The sequence below is a fragment of the Kutzneria sp. 744 genome (assembly GCF_000568255.1).
In the GTDB taxonomy this organism is placed as follows: domain Bacteria; phylum Actinomycetota; class Actinomycetes; order Mycobacteriales; family Pseudonocardiaceae; genus Kutzneria.
Window position 1 is genome coordinate 3,227,174 of record NZ_KK037166.1, and the last position, 1,351, is coordinate 3,228,524.

1 protein-coding gene and 1 pseudogene are annotated in these 1,351 nt (G+C 70.9%); one reads left to right on the forward strand and one right to left on the reverse strand.

All coding sequences use genetic code 11. The annotated features are described in order from the left end of the window. Window positions 1-14: 14 nt before the first annotated feature. On the reverse strand, window positions 15-947 hold the full coding sequence (locus KUTG_RS14365) for an NADH-quinone oxidoreductase subunit B family protein (RefSeq protein WP_043717322.1): 933 nt from the start codon (window positions 945-947) through the stop codon (window positions 15-17). An 86-nt stretch (window positions 948-1,033) separates the two neighbouring features. Between KUTG_RS14365 and KUTG_RS61230 the strand changes: the two are divergent. After that, window positions 1,034-1,351: pseudogene (locus tag KUTG_RS61230) on the forward strand (XRE family transcriptional regulator); the annotation flags it as partial.

The following is a 1,351-nucleotide window of genomic DNA, read 5'->3' on the forward strand; positions in this document are numbered from 1 at the left end:
CCACGGTGCGCCCCTCAGCGGGTGCGGATCGAGCGCAGGACCCGGATCACCGAGCCGGACAGATGTGTCGTCCGGCTGCCGCCGGCCGCCGGCTCCATGAACGGCATGAACTTGTCGGGGAAGCCGGGCATGGTGCAGCCGATGCAGATGCCGCCCACGTTGGGGCAGCCGCCGACCCCGTTGATCCACCCCCGTTTCGCCACGTTGCACCGCACGACCTGGCCCCAGCAGCCCAGTTTCACCAGGCAGCGCGGAGATCCGTGCTGTTCGGCGTACTCGTCCTGCTCGAAGTAGCTGGCCCGGTCGCAGCCGTCGTGCACGGTCGTCTCGAACAGCCACTTCGGCCGCAGCGCCTCGTCCAGCGGCAGCTCGGGCGTGGGACTGCCGTACTGGTAGAGCAGATGCAGCAACGTCTCGGACAGATTGTCGGGCTGCACCGGGCAGCCGGGCACGCAGACGATGGGGATGCCGGCCCGGGATTTCCACTCCCAGCCCAGGTAGTCGGGCACGCCCATCGCCCCGGTCGGATTGCCGGCCATGGCGTGTATGCCGCCGTACGCCGCGCAGGTGCCGGCCGCCAGCACGGCCCAGGCCTTGGGGGCCAGGCGATCCAGCCACTCGCTGGCGGTGATCGGCTGGCCGGTGTCGGGATCGGTGCCGAAGCCGGTCCAGTAGCCCTCGGCCTTGTTGGTCTCGTCGGCCACGGACCCCTCCACGACCAGCACGAACGGGTCCAACTCGCCGCGGGCGGCCCGGTGCCACCAGCGCATGAAGTCCGGGCCGCTGTCGTAGGAGAGCATCGGCCAGTGCATGGCGATGCGGGGCAGCCCGGGCAGGCCGCCGAGCACGATCTCCTCGATGCTGGGCTGGGTGGCGGCGGTCAGCGCGACGGAGTCGCCGTCGCAGCCGAGCCCGCCGTTGATCCACAGAATGTGCAGCTCGCTCATCGACCACCTCCGGCCCGCGCAAGGATACTGGTGAAACCGGCCGCCATCGGCGAAAATCCGGGGACGGCAGGCGAGAGGCGGCAGGCGTGGAACCGATCGAGGTGCTCCCGGTCGACGTGCGCACGCGCGTGTTCGCCGCCCGACCCGGTGCGGTGCCGGAGATCCGCGAGTTCATCCGGCAGTGCGCGGCGGACGCGACACTGGCCGACGCCGACGGCCGCGAGGTGTCGAACGCGGTGTTCCGGGCCATGCTGGACGCCGCCGGGCCGTCGGGCGCGATCCAGATCTCCTGCCGCACCTACCCCGACTACGTCGAGTTCGACGTGCTCCGGACGGTGGCCGAGCCGGTTCCGGTGCAGGTCACCTTCGCCGACTGGATCACCGAAGTGTTGCGGCGCGAGGGC

Coding starts and splice junctions, on each gene's coding strand:
- KUTG_RS14365 (WP_043717322.1), bottom strand. CDS start 947: ATGAGCGAGCTGCACATTCTGTGGATCAACGGCGGGCTCGGCTGCGAC.